At 44.7% G+C, this 20,343-nt stretch carries 19 protein-coding genes; 12 read left to right on the top strand and 7 right to left on the bottom strand.

Translation table 11 applies throughout. From position 1 onward, the window contains the following. The first annotated feature begins 1 nt into the window (after window position 1). Window positions 2-745, top strand: a complete 744-nt coding sequence (locus ASG93_RS04100; protein ID WP_235550714.1) for a PhzF family phenazine biosynthesis protein — start codon at window positions 2-4, stop codon at window positions 743-745. 97 nt (window positions 746-842) lie between these two features. Beyond that, a complete protein-coding gene (locus ASG93_RS04095) occupies window positions 843-1,049 on the top strand; it encodes a hypothetical protein (protein ID WP_056829047.1) in 207 nt (68 codons plus the stop codon). 514 nt (window positions 1,050-1,563) lie between these two features. On the opposite strand, the gene modB is transcribed toward ASG93_RS04095, so the two are convergent. Both modB and modA read right to left on the bottom strand, forming a co-directional pair. Next, window positions 1,564-2,235 (bottom strand): molybdate ABC transporter permease subunit, encoded by a 672-nt coding sequence (gene modB, locus ASG93_RS04090; RefSeq protein WP_056829328.1) that lies wholly within the window; start codon window positions 2,233-2,235, stop codon window positions 1,564-1,566. A 2-nt stretch (window positions 2,236-2,237) separates the two neighbouring features. After that, entirely contained in the window at window positions 2,238-3,056 is an 819-nt protein-coding gene (gene modA / locus ASG93_RS04085; RefSeq protein WP_056829045.1) for a molybdate ABC transporter substrate-binding protein, read from the bottom strand. A gap of 167 nt (window positions 3,057-3,223) precedes the next feature. Between modA and ASG93_RS04080 the strand changes: the two genes are divergently transcribed. After that, complete coding sequence (locus ASG93_RS04080; RefSeq protein ID WP_056829043.1) at window positions 3,224-4,183, top strand: helix-turn-helix transcriptional regulator; 960 nt, start codon at window positions 3,224-3,226, stop codon at window positions 4,181-4,183. A 437-nt stretch (window positions 4,184-4,620) separates the two neighbouring features. Here ASG93_RS04080 and ASG93_RS04075 read toward each other — a convergent pair whose 3' ends face one another. Then, window positions 4,621-6,177, bottom strand: a complete 1,557-nt coding sequence (locus tag ASG93_RS04075) for an ABC-F family ATP-binding cassette domain-containing protein (protein WP_029195725.1) — start codon at window positions 6,175-6,177, stop codon at window positions 4,621-4,623. Between the two features lie 234 nt (window positions 6,178-6,411). Beyond that, window positions 6,412-7,161 (bottom strand): spermidine synthase, encoded by a 750-nt coding sequence (locus ASG93_RS04070; protein ID WP_056829040.1) that lies wholly within the window; start codon window positions 7,159-7,161, stop codon window positions 6,412-6,414. A gap of 365 nt (window positions 7,162-7,526) precedes the next feature. Between ASG93_RS04070 and ASG93_RS36150 the strand changes: the two genes are divergently transcribed. Further along, entirely contained in the window at window positions 7,527-7,784 is a 258-nt protein-coding gene (locus ASG93_RS36150; protein WP_056829038.1) for a WYL domain-containing protein, read from the top strand. Window positions 7,785-7,847: 63 nt separating this feature from the next. Continuing rightward, window positions 7,848-8,234: a GyrI-like domain-containing protein gene (locus ASG93_RS04060; protein ID WP_056829036.1), complete on the top strand. Its 387-nt coding sequence runs from the start codon at window positions 7,848-7,850 to the stop codon at window positions 8,232-8,234. Window positions 8,235-8,971: 737 nt separating this feature from the next. On the opposite strand, the gene ASG93_RS33820 is transcribed toward ASG93_RS04060, so the two are convergent. Together ASG93_RS33820 and ASG93_RS04055 are read right to left on the bottom strand one after the other, a co-directional pair. Beyond that, window positions 8,972-9,235 carry a hypothetical protein gene (locus tag ASG93_RS33820; RefSeq protein ID WP_057303991.1) on the bottom strand — a complete coding sequence of 88 codons (264 nt, stop codon included), beginning with the start codon at window positions 9,233-9,235 and terminating at the stop codon, window positions 8,972-8,974. Window positions 9,236-9,431: 196 nt separating this feature from the next. Further along, window positions 9,432-10,328 carry an AraC family transcriptional regulator gene (locus ASG93_RS04055; RefSeq protein WP_056829034.1) on the bottom strand — a complete coding sequence of 299 codons (897 nt, stop codon included), beginning with the start codon at window positions 10,326-10,328 and terminating at the stop codon, window positions 9,432-9,434. A gap of 122 nt (window positions 10,329-10,450) precedes the next feature. On the opposite strand from ASG93_RS04055, the gene ASG93_RS04050 reads away from it, so the two are divergent. The 4 genes from ASG93_RS04050 (at window position 10,451) to ASG93_RS04035 (ending at window position 13,431) form a co-directional block, all read left to right on the top strand. Further along, window positions 10,451-11,527 carry a Gfo/Idh/MocA family protein gene (locus ASG93_RS04050; protein ID WP_056829032.1) on the top strand — a complete coding sequence of 359 codons (1,077 nt, stop codon included), beginning with the start codon at window positions 10,451-10,453 and terminating at the stop codon, window positions 11,525-11,527. A 22-nt stretch (window positions 11,528-11,549) separates the two neighbouring features. Beyond that, window positions 11,550-12,386 carry a sugar phosphate isomerase/epimerase family protein gene (locus ASG93_RS04045; protein WP_056829030.1) on the top strand — a complete coding sequence of 279 codons (837 nt, stop codon included), beginning with the start codon at window positions 11,550-11,552 and terminating at the stop codon, window positions 12,384-12,386. Window positions 12,387-12,643: 257 nt separating this feature from the next. Then, window positions 12,644-13,120 (top strand): hypothetical protein, encoded by a 477-nt coding sequence (locus ASG93_RS04040; RefSeq protein ID WP_056829028.1) that lies wholly within the window; start codon window positions 12,644-12,646, stop codon window positions 13,118-13,120. 26 nt (window positions 13,121-13,146) lie between these two features. After that, a complete protein-coding gene (locus ASG93_RS04035; protein WP_047683294.1) occupies window positions 13,147-13,431 on the top strand; it encodes a hypothetical protein in 285 nt (94 codons plus the stop codon). Between the two features lie 44 nt (window positions 13,432-13,475). Here the strand turns inward: ASG93_RS04035 and ASG93_RS04030 are convergent, their stop codons facing one another. Beyond that, window positions 13,476-15,797 carry an AraC family transcriptional regulator gene (locus tag ASG93_RS04030; protein WP_056829026.1) on the bottom strand — a complete coding sequence of 774 codons (2,322 nt, stop codon included), beginning with the start codon at window positions 15,795-15,797 and terminating at the stop codon, window positions 13,476-13,478. Between the two features lie 155 nt (window positions 15,798-15,952). Between ASG93_RS04030 and ASG93_RS04025 the strand changes: the two genes are divergently transcribed. The 3 genes from ASG93_RS04025 to ASG93_RS04015 all read left to right on the top strand — a co-directional run bounded on the left by ASG93_RS04025 (window position 15,953) and on the right by ASG93_RS04015 (window position 20,342). Beyond that, window positions 15,953-17,473 (top strand): extracellular solute-binding protein, encoded by a 1,521-nt coding sequence (locus ASG93_RS04025; RefSeq protein ID WP_056829024.1) that lies wholly within the window; start codon window positions 15,953-15,955, stop codon window positions 17,471-17,473. Between the two features lie 287 nt (window positions 17,474-17,760). Further along, the gene (locus tag ASG93_RS04020; RefSeq protein WP_056829023.1) at window positions 17,761-19,287 is read left to right on the top strand and encodes an extracellular solute-binding protein; all 1,527 of its coding nucleotides are present in this window, start codon (window positions 17,761-17,763) and stop codon (window positions 19,285-19,287) included. A 104-nt stretch (window positions 19,288-19,391) separates the two neighbouring features. Continuing rightward, window positions 19,392-20,342: an ABC transporter permease gene (locus tag ASG93_RS04015; RefSeq protein ID WP_056829022.1), complete on the top strand. Its 951-nt coding sequence runs from the start codon at window positions 19,392-19,394 to the stop codon at window positions 20,340-20,342. Window position 20,343: the final 1 nt, after the last annotated feature.

Genomic DNA, 20,343 nt, shown 5'->3' with positions numbered 1-20,343 from the left:
GTTGGAAGCTGCCGCGGCAGCTTTTTCTTTTTTGGGGAAGAAAAAAATATATAATAGGGAGAACCTCTGTGGTCACGCCACAATGGCAACTATTTATGCATTAAAAACAAGAGGGGTGCTTGGAGATCAAACTGAATTGACGATTGAAACAAAAGCAGGCGTATTATCGATTAGACTTGACTCACAACTGAATAAAGGGATTTACATAATGATGCAGCAGGCCCTTCCGCAATTCCAAGAGTTCAATGGTTCACTGAAAGATTTGGCATCTGTTATGGGAATTCAAGAAGAAGATATAGAAACCAATCTACCAACAGTGTATGGAAGCACGGGCATATGGACGTTGTTAGTCCCGATAAAAAACCTTAGTGCTTTCAGAACAATGAAACCGAATAATAAGCAATTTCCAGAGGTATTAAAAGAAATGCCAAAGGCGTCCGTACACCCTTTTTGCTTAGAGACATACGATGTGAATGCGCAAATGCATGCTCGTCATTTTTCATCTCCCTATTCCGGCACGATTGAGGATCCGGTTACTGGCACCGCTTCTGGTATAATGGGAGCTTATTATGCCAAATATATGAACAAGGAGACTGACTCTCCACTAAATCTTTTGATTGAGCAAGGCCATGAAATGGGCAGGGATGGCAGAATTCACGTAACAGTAACACGAAACAATGATTGGTATGGCATAGAGATTAAAGGTACTGCTGTTCATGTAAAGGATTTCGAGGTTTCGATATAATATTATGCGGCTTACAGATATGTCGCTGGAATGAAATACTCTCCATTGAGTAACAATAACGTGAATGTATTTTGTTATGGACAACGGAGGGATTTCTTTGGATCAAAAAGAATTGCATAAGAAGCTTGGACGTCCAGTTAGCTGGGCCATAACCTCGAATCCTGAAGAGAACGCGGATAACGCTATCTCGAATCATGTGGACCAGACAGATGAAGAAGTTCCGTCTAACTATCAGGCGATGGGTGAGAGCTATAGCGATACGACTAACTTTGAAGTTAATAAAGAGCCCGGCAGATTGAATTGAAATGAAAAATAGAAGGAGCCATCATACAGCTGTTGAGTAAGGAAATGGGTGCGAAATCAACTTCAGATTCATCTTTCCGGCTAAAGGACTGGAGCGACGTTAATCCCCGAAAAAGATTGAATTTGAAAATCTAATGGACTCGGCAGCCCTTAATCTACTTCAAATTGCGAAAATAAGATAGATTGAAACCGAATAACAGCGCTGAAGTCCGTAAGCTCGGAATCATCGCTCCAAATAGGCTTTTAACGGCATCCAGGTCCGTTAAACGTCTATTTCCGGTTGCGATAGCCACGGGAAAATAGCTTTGGAATATCGGTCATATCTTTGAGCGCCTTATCCGTTAATCGGTGGGGCGCTTTATTGCACGTTGGACAATCGCTAAAAATTGACGGGACCTATTCATGTTGGTGAGAAGGCACATTTAATAGATTAACCTCAATAATTAAACAAGTCCGGAAAATATAAATGAAACGCTTATAAGTTTTCCGGGCAGTTGTCTTCATATCCAAATTCTCTAATTCTTGGGCTTGTGATTTGCGAATAACATCAGTCCGAAAGAAATAATGATTATGGCTCCTGCCCAGTACCAAGCGAGGGTTTGATCACCAGATTCAACAGCAATATAGATGGCGGTAGGCAGTGTTTGGGTTTTGTGAGGGATGTTGCCTGCTATCATAAGCGTTGCACCGAATTCCCCCAGCCCCCGAGCAAAGCCAAGAATGTAAGCTGCCGTAACAGAGCGCCATGCCAAAGGTAAGGTGATATAGCGTAGAACTTGCCACTCGTTTGCTCCTGTTGATCTCCCTGCATCCTCCAGATCTTTGTTAACCGAGGAAAATCCGGTTTTCATCGTTTGATAGACTAATGGAAAAGCCACCACGATTGAAGCGATTACGGCTGCCCCCCATGTAAATATGATCGACTGATTGAAGAAACTCTCCATGAGGTACCCAATCCAACTCTTTTTACCCAGTAGGACCAGCAAGATAAAGCCTACGACTGTCGGAGGCAATACCAAAGGCAGAAGAAACGTAGTTTCTAACAACGTCTTTCCTCGAAAGCTCCGCCGCGACATTCCCCAAGCTGCTAATCCGCCAATCAGAAGAACAAAAACACTGGATACGACGGCAACCTTTAATGAAAGGAGTATCGGATAAGCAAATTCTGTCCAGTTCATCTGTTTCATCATCATTTTGGAATAGAGAATCCGTATTTTACAAACACATCTTGGGCTTCTTTACTTTGAAGATAGGTGTAAAAGTCAGCAGTTTCTTTGCCGTGTTTTGTTGCTTTTACAATACCGGCAGGATATTCAATGGGCGTGTACGTTATTGGATCAACACTAAAAGCTATTTTCACGTTTTTTGAAGTCAATGCATCGGTCTTATAAACAAAACCGGCTTCGGCATTCCCGGACTCCACATAGGTAAGTACTTGGCGTACATCCTTGGCCTGCACGATTTTGCCTTGAAGCGTATCCCAAAGCTTCGCGTTAGTCAATGCTTCTTTGGCATAGCTGCCAGCAGGGACTGTTTGCGGCTCTCCGACTGCTAAGTGCTTGATCGTTTCGTTTGTTAAATCTTCTATTTTTTGTACGGTCACTTTGCCATCAGCAGGAACAACGAGAACCAGTTCATTGATTAGCAAGTTTTTTTGCTGTGATGGTTCAATCAACTGCTTGTCGACAAGTGTTTTCATATTTTTAGTTGCTGCCGAAAAGAATAAATCTGCTGGAGCCCCTTGTTCGATTTGCTGTTGCAGAGCCCCTGAAGCTCCGAAGTTAAAATTGAGTTTAATTTGTTTGTTTTTATTCTCGTAATTCGTTTGAATTTCTTTGAATGCATCGGTTAAGCTTGCGGCTGCAGAAATCGTTAATTCTACTTTCTCAGTGGGTACTGGTGTTGAACTTGCAGCAGGTTGCTCCTTTTTGCTCGCACAACCTGTGATGATCATAGCAGTTATAACAAAAGATGATAAAACATAACTAAACATTCTTAACTTTAACATTTTGTCCCCTCCGGGGTTAAATTTATATCTATTTAATTATAAATAGAATAGTATATTTATTGATCATTATATAAAACCATATTTAATTAGTAAACAACGGGATTGAATTACCCTATTTATCCGCTTATGATAGATGATAATGAAAAACATGCTTTTGGAGGTTTACTATGACAGCTGACGTTTCCTATACAACGGAAGAGATATCTAAACTTTTGAAAATCTCCAAGCTAACCGTCTATGATCTAATTAAAAAAGGGGATCTGCCTGCCTACCGTGTCGGAAAGCAAATGCGAGTAGATGCATCGGATCTCGAGGCATATAAAACACGCACGAAAGGAGGTATAGCCTCAACTCCCAAAAAGGATCTGGCTGAACCTCATGCACAGCAGCGAGTTCATGCTCAGGCTGGCTCATCTTCGAAACAATCTCTTGTTATAACTGGACAAGATGTTAGTTTGGACATTTTAGCCAAACATATAGAGAGACATGTAGCCAATTACAGACCGCTTCGTTCTTACGTGGGAAGTCTGGATAGTTTAATTTCGATGTATAAGGGTGAATCTGATATTGTCAGCACCCACTTGCTGGATGGTGACACAGGCGAATATAACATTCCCTATATCCGAAAATTGCTGACGGGTTCTTCCTATCTGGTTATGAATCTCGTTTCACGATCGGCCGGCCTTTACGTTAAGCAAGGAAATCCTAAACAGATCTACGGCTGGGCTGACCTCAAGAAGCCTGGACTTCAATTGGTCAATCGTGAAAAAGGTTCCGGCGCACGTGTTCTTCTCGATGAGCAGCTCCGTCTTCATGGAATCCCATATCAGTTGCTAAGCGGATATGAGCAGGAGGAATCGAATCACATGGGCGTGGCTGGTAAGGTCGCCACAGGTGAAGCGGATTTCGGAGTCGGGATTGAAAAAGCAGCCTATATGGTTGGCGGCGTTGAGTTCATTCCACTTATTCAAGAGCGATATGACCTTGTCATGTTAAAGAAACCGGAGAACCTGGAATGGATTGATCGACTTAAGCAAGTCTTACAATCCGAATCCTTCCATAATGAACTGCGTCCTATCCAAGGTTATGACTTATCTCAGACAGGACGCATTTTATTCGAGACTTAATGGATCAAAACGATGTATTTTTAAAACATGCCAATTCACTAAAACACAAGTGAAAATGGCATGTTTTTTTGTTTTTGTCGCGTTGGTGGAGAAGAAGGAGTAATTCCGTCTAAGGACTGATTTTTATCCGGGTGATCTCATTTACAATAAATTCAAAGAGAAGAACGGTCACGGAAGAGTGGTGAGAATGCTGCATTATTGGCTTGGAATAGTGAGAAAACAGATCATATGGTGCAGTTGTAATTGTATTCCTATATATGTGCGCTGGGGAGTTCGAGTGGGATGGTTCATTCGAACGATTCTCATTCCCATGAAACGCATGTATATGATGATGACGCGGGGGAAGATGCCAGTTTGAAATATCATCATGCGACTCATGCATGAATATAAAAAGCTTACCTAATCGCAAGCGATTAGATAAGCTCCTTAGTTACAGTTTAAAACACTTTCGTCGTCCAAGATTCACAGTTCCATGTTTCAGTTACGACATCCCGATAAAAGTCCGGTTCATGGGAAATCAGCAGGATGCTGCCTTTGTACGCCTGGAGAGCACGCTTCAGCTCATCTTTCGCATCGACATCCAAGTGGTTCGTCGGCTCATCGAGCACGAGGAGGTTCGTTTCGCGGTTGATCAGCTTGCAAAGCCTAACCTTTGCTTTCTCCCCACCGCTGAGTACCACTACTTTACTCTCGATATGCTTGGTTGTGAGACCGCATTTGGCTAACGCCGCGCGTACTTCGAATTGTGAGAACGAGGGGAACTCATTCCACACTTCTTCAATACAGGTGTTGTTATTGGAATCCTTGATCTCCTGTTGGAAGTAACCAATTTGGAGGTTATCGCCTTTTTGTACAGATCCGGACAGCGACTTGATTTCACCTAAAATACTGCGCAGCAAGGTTGTTTTACCGATTCCGTTTGCCCCTACAAGCGCGATCTTCTGACCTCGCTCCATGCGAAGGTTGAGCGGTCTGGATAAGGGATCTTCGTAACCGATGACGAGATCTGTCGCCTCAAAAATCAGCTTACCAGCCGTTCTACCTTCCTTGAAATTAAACTGCGGCTTCGGTTTTTCTCTGCCCAGCTCGATGACTTCCATTTTGTCCAGCTTCTTTTGCCGAGACATCGCCATATTGCGTGTCGCGACACTCGCTTTGTTACGGGCAACGAAGTCCTTCAGTTCAGAAATTTCCTGCTGTTGACGCTTATATGCGGATTCAAGCTGGGACTTTCTCATTTCGTGAACCTGCTGGAAATGCTCGTAATCGCCAACATAGCGGTTTAAGGCTTGATTTTCCATATGATAAATCAGGTTGATAACGCTGTTAAGGAACGGAATGTCATGTGAGATGAGAATGAAGGCATTCTCATACTCTTGCAGGTAGCGTTTCAGCCATTCGATATGCTGTTCATCGAGATAGTTCGTCGGCTCGTCGAGGAGCAGAATGTCCGGTTTTTCGAGCAAAAGCTTCGCAAGCAATACTTTCGTTCGCTGCCCACCGCTTAAATCATTGACGTCCTTATCCAATCCAATATCCGTAAGACCAAGTCCACGAGCGGTTTCTTCGATCTTGGCATCGATCATGTAAAAATCTTGATTCGTCAGTGTATCCTGAATCGTTCCAACATCTTCAAGCATTTGCTCAAGCTCTTCTGGCGTTACGTCGCCCATCTTGGCGTACATATCGTTCATTTCCTGTTCCATGTCGAACAGATATTGAAAGGCTCCCTTTAAGATGTCACGGATCGAAAGTCCCTTGTTCAGTACGGCATGTTGATCCAAGTAACCAACGCGCATACGTTTGGACCATTCGACCTTGCCGTCATCCGGCTGGAGCTTACCTGTAATAATGTTCATGAAGGTGGACTTTCCTTCACCGTTAGCGCCAATGAGTCCGATGTGCTCGCCCTTGAGTAGGCGGAAGGATACATCGTTGAAGATGGCGCGGTCTCCAAAGCCGTGACTTAATCGTTCTACGTTTAATATGCTCATGAATTGACACCTTTTCTTTTGATCTATTCTTTCTTTATTCCTATTTTATTATAAATGATAGGTAACGAACAACACCAAAAAAGACCATCCCGATTTAGAGCAGCTAGTGCATGTCCCGGCTTCTCGGACCCGGCGGCCGTGCTTCGGCTCGCAGAGCTATCGCTGTAAGCGCATTTTCACGCTTAATTGTTCGGGCGCTTCAGGTTAAGCGCATATTCCAGCACTTATCCGTTATCACTTTGGACTGCTGTCCCTAATAACATAACCTTGTCCAAGCTCAATCTCAGTGAAACCCGCCATGTGGCGCGTTTGAAATCCGATAGGCTTATTTCTGCCCATAATAAGGATATTTAGGACGTCCGCGGCACCCTCAGATGGCAGGGCAAACGATTTGATATAAGCATATTCCTCGCTAAGCGTCGTATGAATAGCGTTTAGAAGCTGATCATTCTCACCTTTGCCTATTAGATTCATGATGATAGACCCCTGCGAATCGAGTTTTTCCTTCGTTATCCTGAAAAATTCCCTGGACGTTAAATGCAGAGGAGTACCCTTCTCCGTAAAGGCGTCTAAAATAATATAATCGTACGTCTGCGGGTCTTCACACTCAAGAATTTGGCGTCCATCACCAATATTTACATTCTCCTTGCGGTATCCAAAATAACGCTTGCTTAACTCCACAACCCTATCATCGAGCTCCGCTACTTTAAATCGTTTCTCCGAATAATGCCCTGCAATCGTTCCGATTCCGTGCCCAATGACAAATACATCCTCGAAAGATGGGGTGTTAAAATCCATTAAATGGATAATCGCACGCGGATATTCAAAAAGGATTCGTTCGGGATGATTCAAATCCATCGCACCTTGTATAGCCTTATTGGAAAACTCTAATACTCGGAAGTTTCCTTTTTCCCCATAAAGTTCTGGCGTGTCATATACCGATATTTCGTGGTTGTTGCTGGTCTCTTTGAACAGTAAGTCCAAGTCATGCAGCTCCTTCTTATATAAGAAAATGTATGAATTATTTAGGCAATGTGGTAATTTGATCAAACAAGGATGGTGCCCATGAAAACAGCGAGAATGTTCTCCATACTTATCTATTTATTAAAGAAAAAATTAATTTCAGCTGATGAACTAGCGGGTGAATTTAGAAACGATTGAAGAGGAAACCAAAGTGAAGATAAAAAAAGTACTCTCGATCATTGATGAGGGGAATAAAATTTGTATTCACTATGTCTCCCAAACAGCGATTATATCTAATCGAATCATTCAACCATTAAAATTAAATTTTATGAATAGGAGTCATATATGACAATACTCGAACTGCTTATACGGAGGCAACGGAAGACTTGACCGCAAAGTCCGTTAAAGTAGAGAAGATTGTATTACTGTTTTCAAAAAGTGAACTTGGTAAGTTGTACGATTTTTTTACGGATGATGAAATATCGGTACTTGAAGATGGGAGCTTAAAGGTAATCTTTCATTATGACAGCGCTAAAAATATATTGCCATTCCTACTCATGTTTGGCAGGCATATAAAGATATTATCTCCACTATGGCTTAAAAATGAATATCAGAATGAAATTAAATTTATTTGCGAATGCTGACAGACTGTTGTCATATTATGAATGTTATATTTTCTATATGAAAACGAATTGGAGGAAATATACATGTATGCAGCAGTGACTGAAAAATTTATTTATGGCAAGAAAATAAGAACAAATAATCAACATACAGACCAAATCCTTGATCTATGGGAAGAGTTTCTTCGTTTAAATGTAAAAGGTGATATCTATGCTGTTTATAATAATTATTCTAGTGATTTTACAGGTGATTATGATTTGCACATTGGTTCGGAAGAAAAATTTATTGATGAAAGCAGTGTCCTAATTCTAGCAGGAAACTACCATGTTGTAGAAGTAGATAATACGGATCCGCAAGGCGTCTTTCATGCATGGGTGGATATCTGGAAAAGTGATATTAATAGAGCGTATGAAACCGATTTTGAATTTTACTCTCAAGATGGCAGTATAAAGATATTTCTATCGGTAGTATAAGGAACAGGAGAAAGATCCACAACCCATTGTTGTGGATCTTTCTGTCTATTTAAGTAGATAAGAGAGTATAAGTTTTATACTGTTGCTTCGCATCTACCTTGACGAACGCGTCGTCCTAGAAGGACGACGAAGTCGTTTGTCCTTGTCAGCTTCTTCAATTCACCTAACGATGAAAGTCGATTAGGGGATAAGATAAAGACTGCTTCGAGCAGCGTGTCGGAGAGGGGAAACCGTTCGTCTCGTCCCGACTGGGTCCGCCTATACAGACTCGCTCGTCCGTTGCGTTCTATTGATGTAGTGACTCATTTAGGCATCAATCACCGAACTGCCATTCGAACGCTAGTCGCTCTGTACGAAGGATTGGTTTACCGCTGTCACAGGGGCAGCAGGCAAAAACGTCGTGCGACTCGAACTTCAACGAAGCGCAAATCAGCTTTTGCAGAATGGCTGCATTTATACATCCTTTTTACCCCTTATTTAGTTCGGTAAATAAAATGCCTGCAAAAATACACTTTTTCGCAGCTACTTCTCAGGTATAAGCAGAAATGCTGCAATAATACTGTATATTTGCAGGAATTCTTCCCTAATCGTCGCATTCGATTGAAAAAGCCTGCACTTATGCAGGCTTTTTCAGTAGATAAGAGAGAGAGTATAAGTTTTATATTTTTTCTTCGCGTCTACCTTGACAAACGCGTTCGTCCTAGAAGGAAGACGTAGTCGTTTATCCTTGTAGCCAATTATCGATTGCGTTGTAACACCAAATATCCACTAAAACTTGACGTTTTTTTCTGGAACACGATTTTAAAACCAATGTCATGGTCTAATAAGCAGTTTAAGGCATTGATAAGTAATCCATTGGGAACCAACGTAAATCTGCAGGGTTGAGCACTTCCAATAACACGAGCAGCAATAATCCTGCGTGCTGAGCCTGGGCGAAGAGGGTTTCTTGTCCAACTGATCAATATTAAATCCGGCTGTAAAACAGCTTTTGCACGAGCCATTCTGATCACCTCGCTTCTAAACTAGATTCTTTATATAAGATGCAAAGTAGATTCATAATGTGCTAAGTAAAAGGCGGAGTAATGAACACTTGAATGTACGACAAAAAAGACCTCTCAGCTGCCGACTACGGCGTGTGAGGTCTTGGCCCAGGACTGAGAAGGCCGTTTCCGGCTTCTCAGCGGGCTTGTCGACGGTTTATCCTTGCGTCACTCGTCGACCATACTCGGCTTTGCGATAGTCCTTCGGCACGATGCCTTTGCTTTCCCGAAAAATGCGGGAAAATGTCTTATAAGAACCGTACCCGACTTCCAAGGCAATCTCCGTCACGCTCATGTCGGTGGATACAAGCAGGCTGCACGCATGGCGCAGGCGCAGATCATGCAGGAAATGAACGAACGTTTGGCCGGTCGTTTGTTTAATGACCTCGCTAATGCGGGATACACTCATCGTGAACCGTGTCGCGAGGTCAGATAAGGCCAGATCCTCTTGATAGTTCCGGTGGATGTAGTGAATGATGGGCCACACGGAAGGACTCGTTTTGGCCCCAGAGAGTGGCGTGATGGCCGTAACCTCAGCCTGCCCCGCTTGTTTCCAACGATAACGATCGAACCGAACAAGGATTTCCTTCAATCTCGCTTTCAGCAGCGTTTGCCTGTAGCGTTCGTTCGCGTTGTACTCTTTGTACATATCTTCAATGAGAGCACTCATTTGCTGTTGATCTTGCCCACTCAGCTGGACATAGCCCGGCAAGGTATTCGTATCATTAAACAGGCCAGACAAGCCCTGATCGTTCCCTGGCTCCATAAGCAGGTCCATGCTGAACGAGCAGTTGAACAGGACTAGATGCTCTCCCGGATCTGTGAAAATTTCATGCACCTGATAGGGCAGTACGAACGTAAAGGTGCCTGGTGTCATTATATGTTTCACATCGTTTATGGTTTCTGCTCCTCGGCCATGAACGACATAAGAGAACTCTAAGTAATCATGGCGATGTGCCCGAAAGCCGCGGTCAAGCGTATTCCTGCTGAAGTGGAAAGGGAAAGACGATTCCATATTAGGATACGTTTTTAGATAATCGGGAAAGTACGTCATAGTGAGGCTGATCTCCTTCGAAAAAATGGGACGTTTTCCGAAATAACGGTACGACTTCTTGCTGCACTTATTTTACCATAAAAGGAGATCGAACAGGATGTGCATATGAGGAGGAACGAACAGTGGGAAGCGTTAACAAAATTAGAGTAGGTATTATTGGAGCGGGGAATATTGGCGGGGTTCACATTCGTGAATTTTCGAAGCTAGGTAATTTATGTGAAATTACGGCGATTACGGATACCTATCTGCCACTTGCGGAAGCGCGCGCACAGGAACACGGTATTGCTTACGTGCCAGCAACCCCTGAAGAACTTATACAAAGTGCAAATGTAGATGCTGTCATTATCGGCGTGCCTAATATGCACCATGCTTCGCTTGCCGTACAAGCGATTGAAGCAGGCAAGCATGTGCTGATTGAGAAGCCAATGGGTATCAATGCGGAAGCGGCCAAACAAATTTACAAGGCTAGTCAAGCATCGGATAAAGTCGTTATGATTGGTCACCAAATGCGCTGGGAATCCGTGCCGCTTCAGATCAAGGAGCAGGTCGATGCTGGTGAGCTCGGTAAAATTTATACAGCGAAAACAGGTTGGTTCCGCCGCAAGGGTATTCCCGGTTGGGGCACTTGGTTTACGAAAATGGAGGAGTCAGGCGGAGGCCCGCTGATTGATATTGGCGTTCATATGCTGGATCTTGCCCTCTACTTGATGGGGAATCCGAAGCCGGTTTCGGTATCGGGCGCTACATATGCCGAATTCGGGCCTCGCCGCAAAGGAATCGGTACATGGGGTACGCCGAACTGGAACGGTACGTACGACGTTGAAGATTTGGCAACTGCTTTGATTCGCATGGAAGATGGCAGCACGCTGACGCTGGAAGTAAGCTGGGCTGTGCATATGGATACGGACAATACGCCGTTCGTTCACCTGATGGGAACAGATGGCGGAGCGAGCTATCGCGGGGCTAACGGTAAGCTGTTAACGGAGAAGTTTAACAAAGCGATCGAGACCGATCTGAAGAAACCGGATGATGATGAAGGTGAACGTCTGCGCCTCAGCCGCCATTTCCTAGATTGCATTCGCGAAGGCAAACAACCGATTACATCGGCACTCTCCGGCTATACGAACAATTTAATTCTCGATGCCATTTACGAATCTTCACGAACTGGGAATGAAGTGAAGCTGAATTGGAACGAATAACATCACACTTGGAGGGATTAACATGCTTAGAGGATTAACAGGTGCTGGACTCGGCAAGCTTGAAAGTAATGAACAATTCATAGAGTTGGCTGCAAAATATGGCTTCGGGGCCGTCGACATCGACGCGCTTGGTTTAGTAGAGAGCTACAGTGTAGATGGGGCACGTGAGCTGCTCAATAAACATGGTCTCATCATTGGTTCCATCGGTTTGCCGGTTGAATGGCGAGGGACGGAAGAAACTTTCCGCGCAGACTTGCCGAAGCTGACGCAGGCAGCCGCCGCCGCTGCTGCGCTTGGATGTAGAAGCTGCTGCACGTACGTGTTACCTTCAACAGATTTGGGCGCTGCGCATTTCATGGCGTTAGCCACACGCAGACTGCGTACTTGTGCTCAAATCCTAGGCGCCTACGGCATCCGTCTTGGACTAGAGTTCGTGGGTCCGCATCATCTGCGTACCCGTTGGAAGCATCCGTTCATCTGGACGCTGGATGAGACGCTGGATTGGATTGACGCCATTGGCGAGAGCAATGTCGGCTTATTGTTCGACGCGTACCATTGGTACACGAACGAGCTAACAGTGGCCGATATTGAGAAGCTTCGCGCCGAGCAGATCGTGCATGTCCACATCAACGACGCACCAGACGTTCCTGTGGAGGAAGTGTTGGATAACGCACGTTTATATCCAGGTGAGGGTGTAATCGACTTGGCAGGCTTCCTGCAAGGGTTGCAGCGTATTGGTTATAAGGGGGCTGTCTCTCAGGAAATATTGACGGCAGCGCCGCCAACAGAATCCCCTGAGAGCTTAGTTCAGCGTTCCAAAGCCGGCTTCGACAAAGTGTATGCGGCGGCTGGGATTTAATTTTTAACATCGTTAATGAGAAAGGGCTCGCCTGTAGTGAGGATGGCATAGACGTGATGAAGAAGCTTGCTGGCGCAAGCGTTCACGGCCACCTTACATGGGCGTGCCCTCTTTTTTATATCGGCAAAATTTTATTCGACAAAGGTTCCTAAAATCCACCCCGAGAGTATGACAACCTTTTTATCCATTTTCTTATAGTATTTTCTTGTCCATAGAACACAAAACATCATGAATTCAAAGGAGATATCAAAGGGGAAATGGAACAAGAAGACTATATCGCAGAGGCAACCTTTCAGGCCAACATTTCATACCTCATTCAAGCCCAAACGAAAAAGCAAGCCTTAGAACAGGTTGCATACGAATTAAACGAAACCAACATCCAGCTTAATGAAATTACGCTAGAGAATGAGTTAGGGGACTCCAACGTTTTTATGGTTCAAGAAGTTGAAAAATTGGATTGGTATGATGTGGATCATACAGAGTGCTGTAATCAATTTAGGGTGTTTGGTCGTATGCAACTGCTTATTATCCTAAGGAAACAGAATGACCCTATGAAAGACGTCGAACAAGCCAACTACCATATGCCTCAGTCACTTGTATACGGTAAACCAGTTTTGACGATATCAGAAGGCTATAAGCACATATTTTTAACCGTTTCACAACATAAAATGGAGTGGAAAACCAAGCTTCAGGAAAAGGAAATGGAAACTGTGCTTTTGAGTAAACTTGCCTAACAATAAATGAAAGAGAGGATACGATCATGGAAATCAAAAAGAAAAATGACATTGGAGCGATTTTGGATAACTTTTCTACGTTTGCAAAATGGGACGCTTCAGGAGAGAAACTCTACCTTGTGTTTGCTGACAACAAACGCGGAGGGCAATGGACTTTGATGAACTACTCCGATGACCGTTTCAGCGTTCATGGACTTGGCCAAGACTATGAAGATGAGCAAGAATCGTTCTTTGAAGAACGTAACAGTGTTGTATCGTTTTTATGGGATAATCGTGCGGCACTCAAAGCTGCCGTAAAACCGACAACCTAGCATTTGGTTGCTAGGATTAGGGATAAGCAAGGAAGGCAAGGAACCTATCTGCTAGGTGCCGAGCCTTCTTTCTTTTTGTCCCGATACTGGCCGGGGGTTAATCCTTCTTGCTTGCGGAACGAACGGATGAAGTTTTGCGAATTGTTATAGCGCAGCTTGGAAGAGATATCTTTGATTGGCATATCGGTTTCGGACAGCCATTTCTTAGCCATATTGAACCGGTAGGTCGATAAGTAGTCACTGAAGGAACAGTTCGTTTCTTTGCGGAAAATACTGCTCAAATAATTCGCGTTATAATGCAGCCGGGAGGCACATTCTTCAAGCGTCAGGTCAGTATCGTAGTAGTGCTGCACAAGATCAATAATCTTCTCGGAGATGTTGTGGTACTGGGCATCCTGCCGGTCGCGATAAATGCGAATCAGCGGGTGAATGACTTCTGTCCAGAACCAGTCCTCGATTTCGGCTGCCATATGCAAACTCAGGAGCTCCTCGAAAAGGGACCCTTTGTTCGGATGGATCTGATTCAAGCCGATTCCGGATTCCTGCATCACCATGAGCAGGTTGTTGAGCAGCCGTGCCAGAGGGATTTGATACTCCTGCGGCGTCAGCGGAGCTGCGAATACCGCTTGCAGCAGCTGCTTCAGCAGCTCTTTGGACTTATCCTTTTCGGCTAGCTTGATCGTATCCATCAATTCATTTTCGATCGGCTTCGGATAGTTTAAATTCAAGTAATGCTTCCCTGAGTTAATATTTTCATATTGAATGATGATGCCCTCACCCAGCTTGATGCGATGCTTCAAAGCCTCTAGACCTTCCCGATAGGCCATCGCCATCTGCGAGAAAGCATGAATTGGGAGGCTCATTCCGATGCTAACATGGAGATTCAGGTAGCTATAGATATGCTGCTGCATCTGCTCGGTTAATGCATAAACGGTATTGCGAAAAGCAGCTTCTTCGTTATCGGCACTTCCGATCAAGGTGACCACGGTTTGGTCAATAATGATAGGTGCGAGACGCTGCTGCGAGGGAATCAGTTCCTCGATCATATTATGCACAGCGAAGAGCAGCAGCTCCATATCTCGTTTTTCGTAACGCGTATTGTCGATAGAATCGATCTGCATCGTGATTACAGACATCGTTTTCCACTCTTCAATGTGCCTGTTATAGCCGAATTGCGCCAGCTTCTCCAGCAGCTCGCTCTGTTTGATATGTCCTTGAAAAGCCTTGATTAGGAAAAACGTCCGTACCTGGCCGATATGCTGGTGGACTTCTCTTTCCAGTTGGGACTTCGATTGGAACAAGGTATGGACATGCTCGCTGATCATCTGGAACTCGTTGGCCTTCCGCTTCTGATTGACGGTCACAAGCCCGCCGATTTGGTTCAAAAGAAGCTGGATCGGCGAATACATTTTACGCGAACCTAGCCAAGCTAAAACCATGGAGAGGAGCAGCATCAGGACGCATACATAGATCGTATAGGTCCCGATTTTACTGGATTCCTTTGTCAAACTGTCGATGGAGGTTAGGGATAAATAGGTCCAGTTGTTGAGGTTGGAGCGCAGGAAGGAGACTGAGTAAGGCTTCTCGTTAATACTCGCTGAGAATTGACCCATTGGCGCCTCTAACTGCTTCAAATTTGCAAGCCCTGCTTCGGTGATGGATTTGCCGATGAGGCTTGGATCCGGATGCATGAGAATTCGATTCTGTTCATCCATAATCAGGATATCATCCAGATGCTCGGTATCGTTTTGGATCAAATCCTGCAGGCTGCAGGCAGGAATGTTAGCCAGAGCCAGGCCGTATTTCTCCAGACCGGTAGTGGGCAGCTTTTTAACCAGAGAAATACTGTAGTCACAGGTAACACTTCGCGCATTTTCTTCGGTGAAAAACCACTTGGATGGATTAAGCGTCCAAACGCTGTTCTCCTGTGTGTTCATCAGGCTCATAAGCTTATCGTAATAAGGGTAGCTGTTATAGCGGTACAAGCCCGAGTTCTTAATCATCCAGTTCTCTCTGGCATTGATCAAGATGACATCTTCCAGCTTGGTATCAAAAGATTGCATATAACGAATTTCGCTGCGCAGGTCATCATACATCATGAAATCGTTTACAGTTAGCGGCATATCCATCGCCTTCTTGAGCACGGTAGAGTTGATGACCTGATTAAGTGTATGGTTGACAGTCGTTAATTTCTGCTCTACATTAGATTTGATTTGGGTGATTAACTGCATTTTACCTTCGTTGACATTCTTTTGAATTTCGCTCGACGAGGTGACGAAGGCGAAAGCGCCGATGAAGATCACCGGCAAAGTGCTGAGCAGGAACCCAAATATGGTCATTTTGCTAAGGAAACTTAAAGAGCGCATCGCATCCAACACCTATCTATCTTGAGGATGATCATTCGGGCTATCTATGTATTGTAGTCAAGACTTGCATGAAGAGCAATAATCATCTGAGTGACGGATAATCATTTTCTCCGATTCTGACTATAAAACACTGCTGTTATAAGGGGGAAGCACTCATGAGAACAAGTTTATGCGGCAAAGGTTTCAAGCTCTTTGGTCTCCTTATGATAGGGCTATTAATGGTTGTTTTGGTTAGTGCTTGTCAGAGCAGCTCCCAAAAGACAGAGGATGTGAACGGCAATCGTCCCGTTATATCGATCATGGTACCGCTGCACTTTCCGCATCCGCCCATTCCTGAATTGGTTCAGGAAATCGAGAATCGCACACAAACGAAGCTTGATCTAAACTGGGTTCCAGACGGCATATATACCGATAAAATGAACACCGCACTCACCACAAACTCATTGAAAAAAGCAACCTATGTGAAATATACGGACTACATGCTGATGAAAAATTCGATCCGTTCCGGCGCATTCTGGGATATCGGACCTTACTTGGCGGAATACCCGAATCTGAAACAACTGAACAAGGAGATTTTGGGTCAGGCAGCTGTCGATGGCAAAATCTATGGCTTGTACACCGAGCGGCCTTCCTCTCGGCAGGGCATTATTATTCGTGAGGATTGGCTGAACAATCTGAAGCTGGCCAAGCCGACGAATCTGGATGAGCTGTATCAGGTACTGAAAGCTTTCACGTTCGGGGATCCTGATCTGAATGGGAAGGCAGATACCATCGGTCTGACGGACCGGAATGATTTGGTTTTTGGCGCGTTCAAAACGATCAGTTCTTATTTAGGTACTCCGAATAATTGGGGTACTGATGGCGCTGGGAAGCTAGTACCTGAGTTCGAAACCCAGGCTTACGTAGACACGATGAACTATATGAAGAAACTGTATGACGAGAAGCTGATCAATGCCGACTTCGCAGTCACCAGTAAGGAAGTTCAGCGCGATAAACTCATTCGCGGGATTGCAGGCGTCTATATTGGCAGCATGCAGGATGTGCAGCGTCTTTCGGATGAAGCTCATTTGAGCAACCCGGCGGTGAAGTTCACGCTAGTCAATCATATCGAAGGCCCGAATGGTTTTCGGATTTGGTCGATTCCCAACTATAGTGCGCTCTACCTGTTCTCGAAAAAAGCGATTCGTACCGAAGCGGAACTTAGGCAGGTGCTGCAATTTTTTGATCGTACGATGGATAAAGATGTAGCCAACTTGATGAAGTACGGGCTGGAGGGGCGTCATTACACAGCCAAGGGGGATCAAGTTCAACTCACGGAGGAAACCTCCAAGATCCGAGTGAATGAGGTGAATGCGCTGTATGCCCTCATGATTGCCGATCTGAATAATCCGAAGGTCATGCGCGTCTCGGAGAGCGAGTCCTTGTCACAGCTAGCGGACCGGCTGAGCCTAGACAACGAGAAAAACATCGTCAAAGACCCGACCGTTGGTCTGGAGTCGAAAACCTACGACGAGCGAGGCGTCGAATTGTACAAAATTGTGTCTGACGCTACGTACAATTACATTTTGGGGAAACTGGACAAAGCCGCGTTCCAGCAAGAGATTGAGCGTTGGAAGCGGAATGGCGGCGGCCAGATGATAAGAGAGTACAATGAGGCCTATGGTAGGCGAGGTTGAGGATGGGGAAGGGGAAACCGCTGGCGCTGGTGCGCGGCGGTTTTTTTGTGTTTTGGTGCGCTGCTGGAGGAGTTGAGGTCAACAGAGGGAGGCTCGGTTTAGGCTGAGACGATGATTTTCATCGTTAAAGTCGCCGGAGACGATAATCATCTCCCCGACCGATAATCATCATCTCACATCTCATGCCAAACCAGGCCTAGATGAGTAAATGATTATTTCGGTACCTCCCTGCGGCCGTATAGTGTGGAACTTGTAGCACACAACAATTTCGCGGAGGTCTAACCAATATGAAGAGAAAATTAGTCTCGATTCCACTTAGTGTTCTGCTTGTCTCCAGCTTTGCGCTGGCAGCTTGTTCAGACGGGGGGAAGTCAACTCCTGCAGCTACGACTAGCGTGGAGTCGCCTAAAGCAACAGCTGATAACAAACCGACGGCGATCACGATTATGGCACCGCTAAACACGGCGCAAACGCCGCCGGATACAATCATTAAAGAACTCGAAAAGTTAACAAATACGAAGCTAACGTATCAATTTTTCCCGGCGGATACGTATGAGGAGAAGCTGAATACAACGTTCGCTACAGGCGCACTGCCGCAAGTTACTTACCTGAAAAATCAGGCGACATTTATTCAGATGAAATCAGCCATTCGTGACGGGCAATTCTGGGAAATTGGTCCTTTGCTGAAGGACTTTCCGAACCTGAGTAAATTGAAATCCACGACTAATGACAATACGAAAGTGGATGGCAAGCTTTACACACTCTATCGCGGTGTAGACATTGCCCGTCAAGGCCTTATCTACCGGAAAGATTGGGCGGATAAGCTGGGACTGAAGCCACCTGCAACAACAGAAGATTTGGCTGCCATGATGAAGGCATTTACTGAAAATGATCCTGACGGCAATGGCAAAAAGGATACCATCGGCTTAACGGATCGTAACGATCTCATTTACGGATCATTCAAAACCGTTGCCACTTGGTTCGGCGTACCGAACAATTGGGGCGTTAAAGATGGCAAGCTGCAGCCTGAGTTCATGTTCCCCGAATATGTAGCGACGATGGATTACTACAAGAAGCTGCGTGATGGTGGACTTATCAACAAGGACTTCGCAGCTACAAGTAAAACGGATCAGCAAAAGCTGTTCACCAACGGTACAGCGGGTATGTACATCGGTGCCATGACAGATGTTTCATCTCTCAATAAAGATTTGATTAAGAACGTGCCTACAGCTGTAGTAGATGTGCACAGTATGGTCGCAGGGCCAAGCGGTAAATTCGCAGCATGGGCTCTTCCTGGCTATGCGAATGTCGTTCTGTTCCCGAAATCCGCTACGAAAACAGAAGCTGAGCTAAAGAAGATCTTGGCCTTCTTTGACAAAATGATGACGCCTGAAGTTGCCAATGTTGCCAACTGGGGCATTAAAGATGTTAACTACAGCGTAATCGACAACAAAGCGAAGAAGCTGGATGAAGAGAAATGGACACGCGAAGTTAAGCCGTTCACGGACGCGGCTATTGGTGATGAAGATACTTCCGGCAGATACTTGGGTATTCCTACGATTCCTGCGCAAGGTAAAGCAGATGAACTCAAGATTGCCAATCTGAAGTTCGCTGTGCAGGATCCAGCAGCTGCTCTGGATTCAAAAACGAACCAGGAGAAGGGCGTTCAACTTCAAGACTTGATTAAAGATGCAACGAACAAATATATCTATGGCACGCTTGATAAGGCTGGTTTTGACAAGGCTATTGAGGATTGGAAAAGTCGTGGCGGCAACAAAATTATCGAAGAATACAACGCTGTTTATAAAAAATAAGAAGTTCGCAGTAAATCACACCGGTTAAAAAGCGGGGAGGCTGCTGTGTCATCAGTAGCAGTCTTTCGCCCTTTATATGAATCGCCCGGAAAGGAAGAAGTCGTATGCAGGAAGTGAATGTAGCACAACGTATGATGGCTAGGAAACAAAGCAGTGAGCTGGGTAGACGACTTTGGAAAAACAAATGGATCTATGTCATGCTGCTGCCGGGAGTCTTATACTTTCTCGTTTTCAAATATATTCCTATGTACGGATTGATCATTTCGTTTCAGAATTATAAACCTTTTAAAGGGATTAGCGGGAGTGAATGGGTTGGTTTAGAGCATTTCCGGCGTTTGTTTACAGAGCCCGATTTCTTAATTATTTTAAGCAATACATTAATTTTATTTGTCATGAATCTCTTGTTTTATTTCCCGATTCCGATCATTCTGGCGCTCATGCTGAATGAGGTCAAAGGGGATCTTTTCAAAAAAGCATTTCAAACGATCGTCTATCTGCCACACTTTATGTCCTGGGTTATTATTGTTTCGATCAGTTTCGTTATGCTGACGATGGACGGCGGGATTATCAATGATATTATTGAGTTTTTCGGATTTGAAAAGATCAATTTCTTATTAGCACCGGAGTGGTTTAGACCGATCTATATTCTTCAGGTCATTTGGCGAGAAGCGGGTTGGGGCACGATTATTTATCTGGCGGCGATTGCTTCCATCGATCCTGGGTTGTACGAGGCTGCGCGTATGGATGGTGCAGGACGGATTAGACAAATGTGGCATATTACTTTGCCAGCTATTCGAAGTGTCATCATTGTTTTGTTAATTTTGAAAATTGGTGCGGTTCTCGAACTCGGTTTTGAACATGTCTACTTGCTTCTCAACTCCATGAACCGAAATGTTGCGGAGATCATTGATACTTATGTATATACGGCAGGGTTAAAACAAGGGCAGTTCAGTTACAGTGCTGCTATCGGATTGTTCAAATCGTTTATTGGACTTGTGCTGGTGATGCTAGTTAACCGAATTGCCAAGAAGATGGGCGAAGAGGGCGTTTATTAAA

It is taken from the genome of Paenibacillus sp. Soil787, assembly GCF_001429545.1.
In the GTDB taxonomy this organism is placed as follows: Bacteria; Bacillota; Bacilli; order Paenibacillales; family NBRC-103111; genus Paenibacillus_E.
The sequence above is the reverse complement of the archived record's forward strand: the minus strand, read 5'-3'. Positions and strand labels throughout refer to the sequence as shown.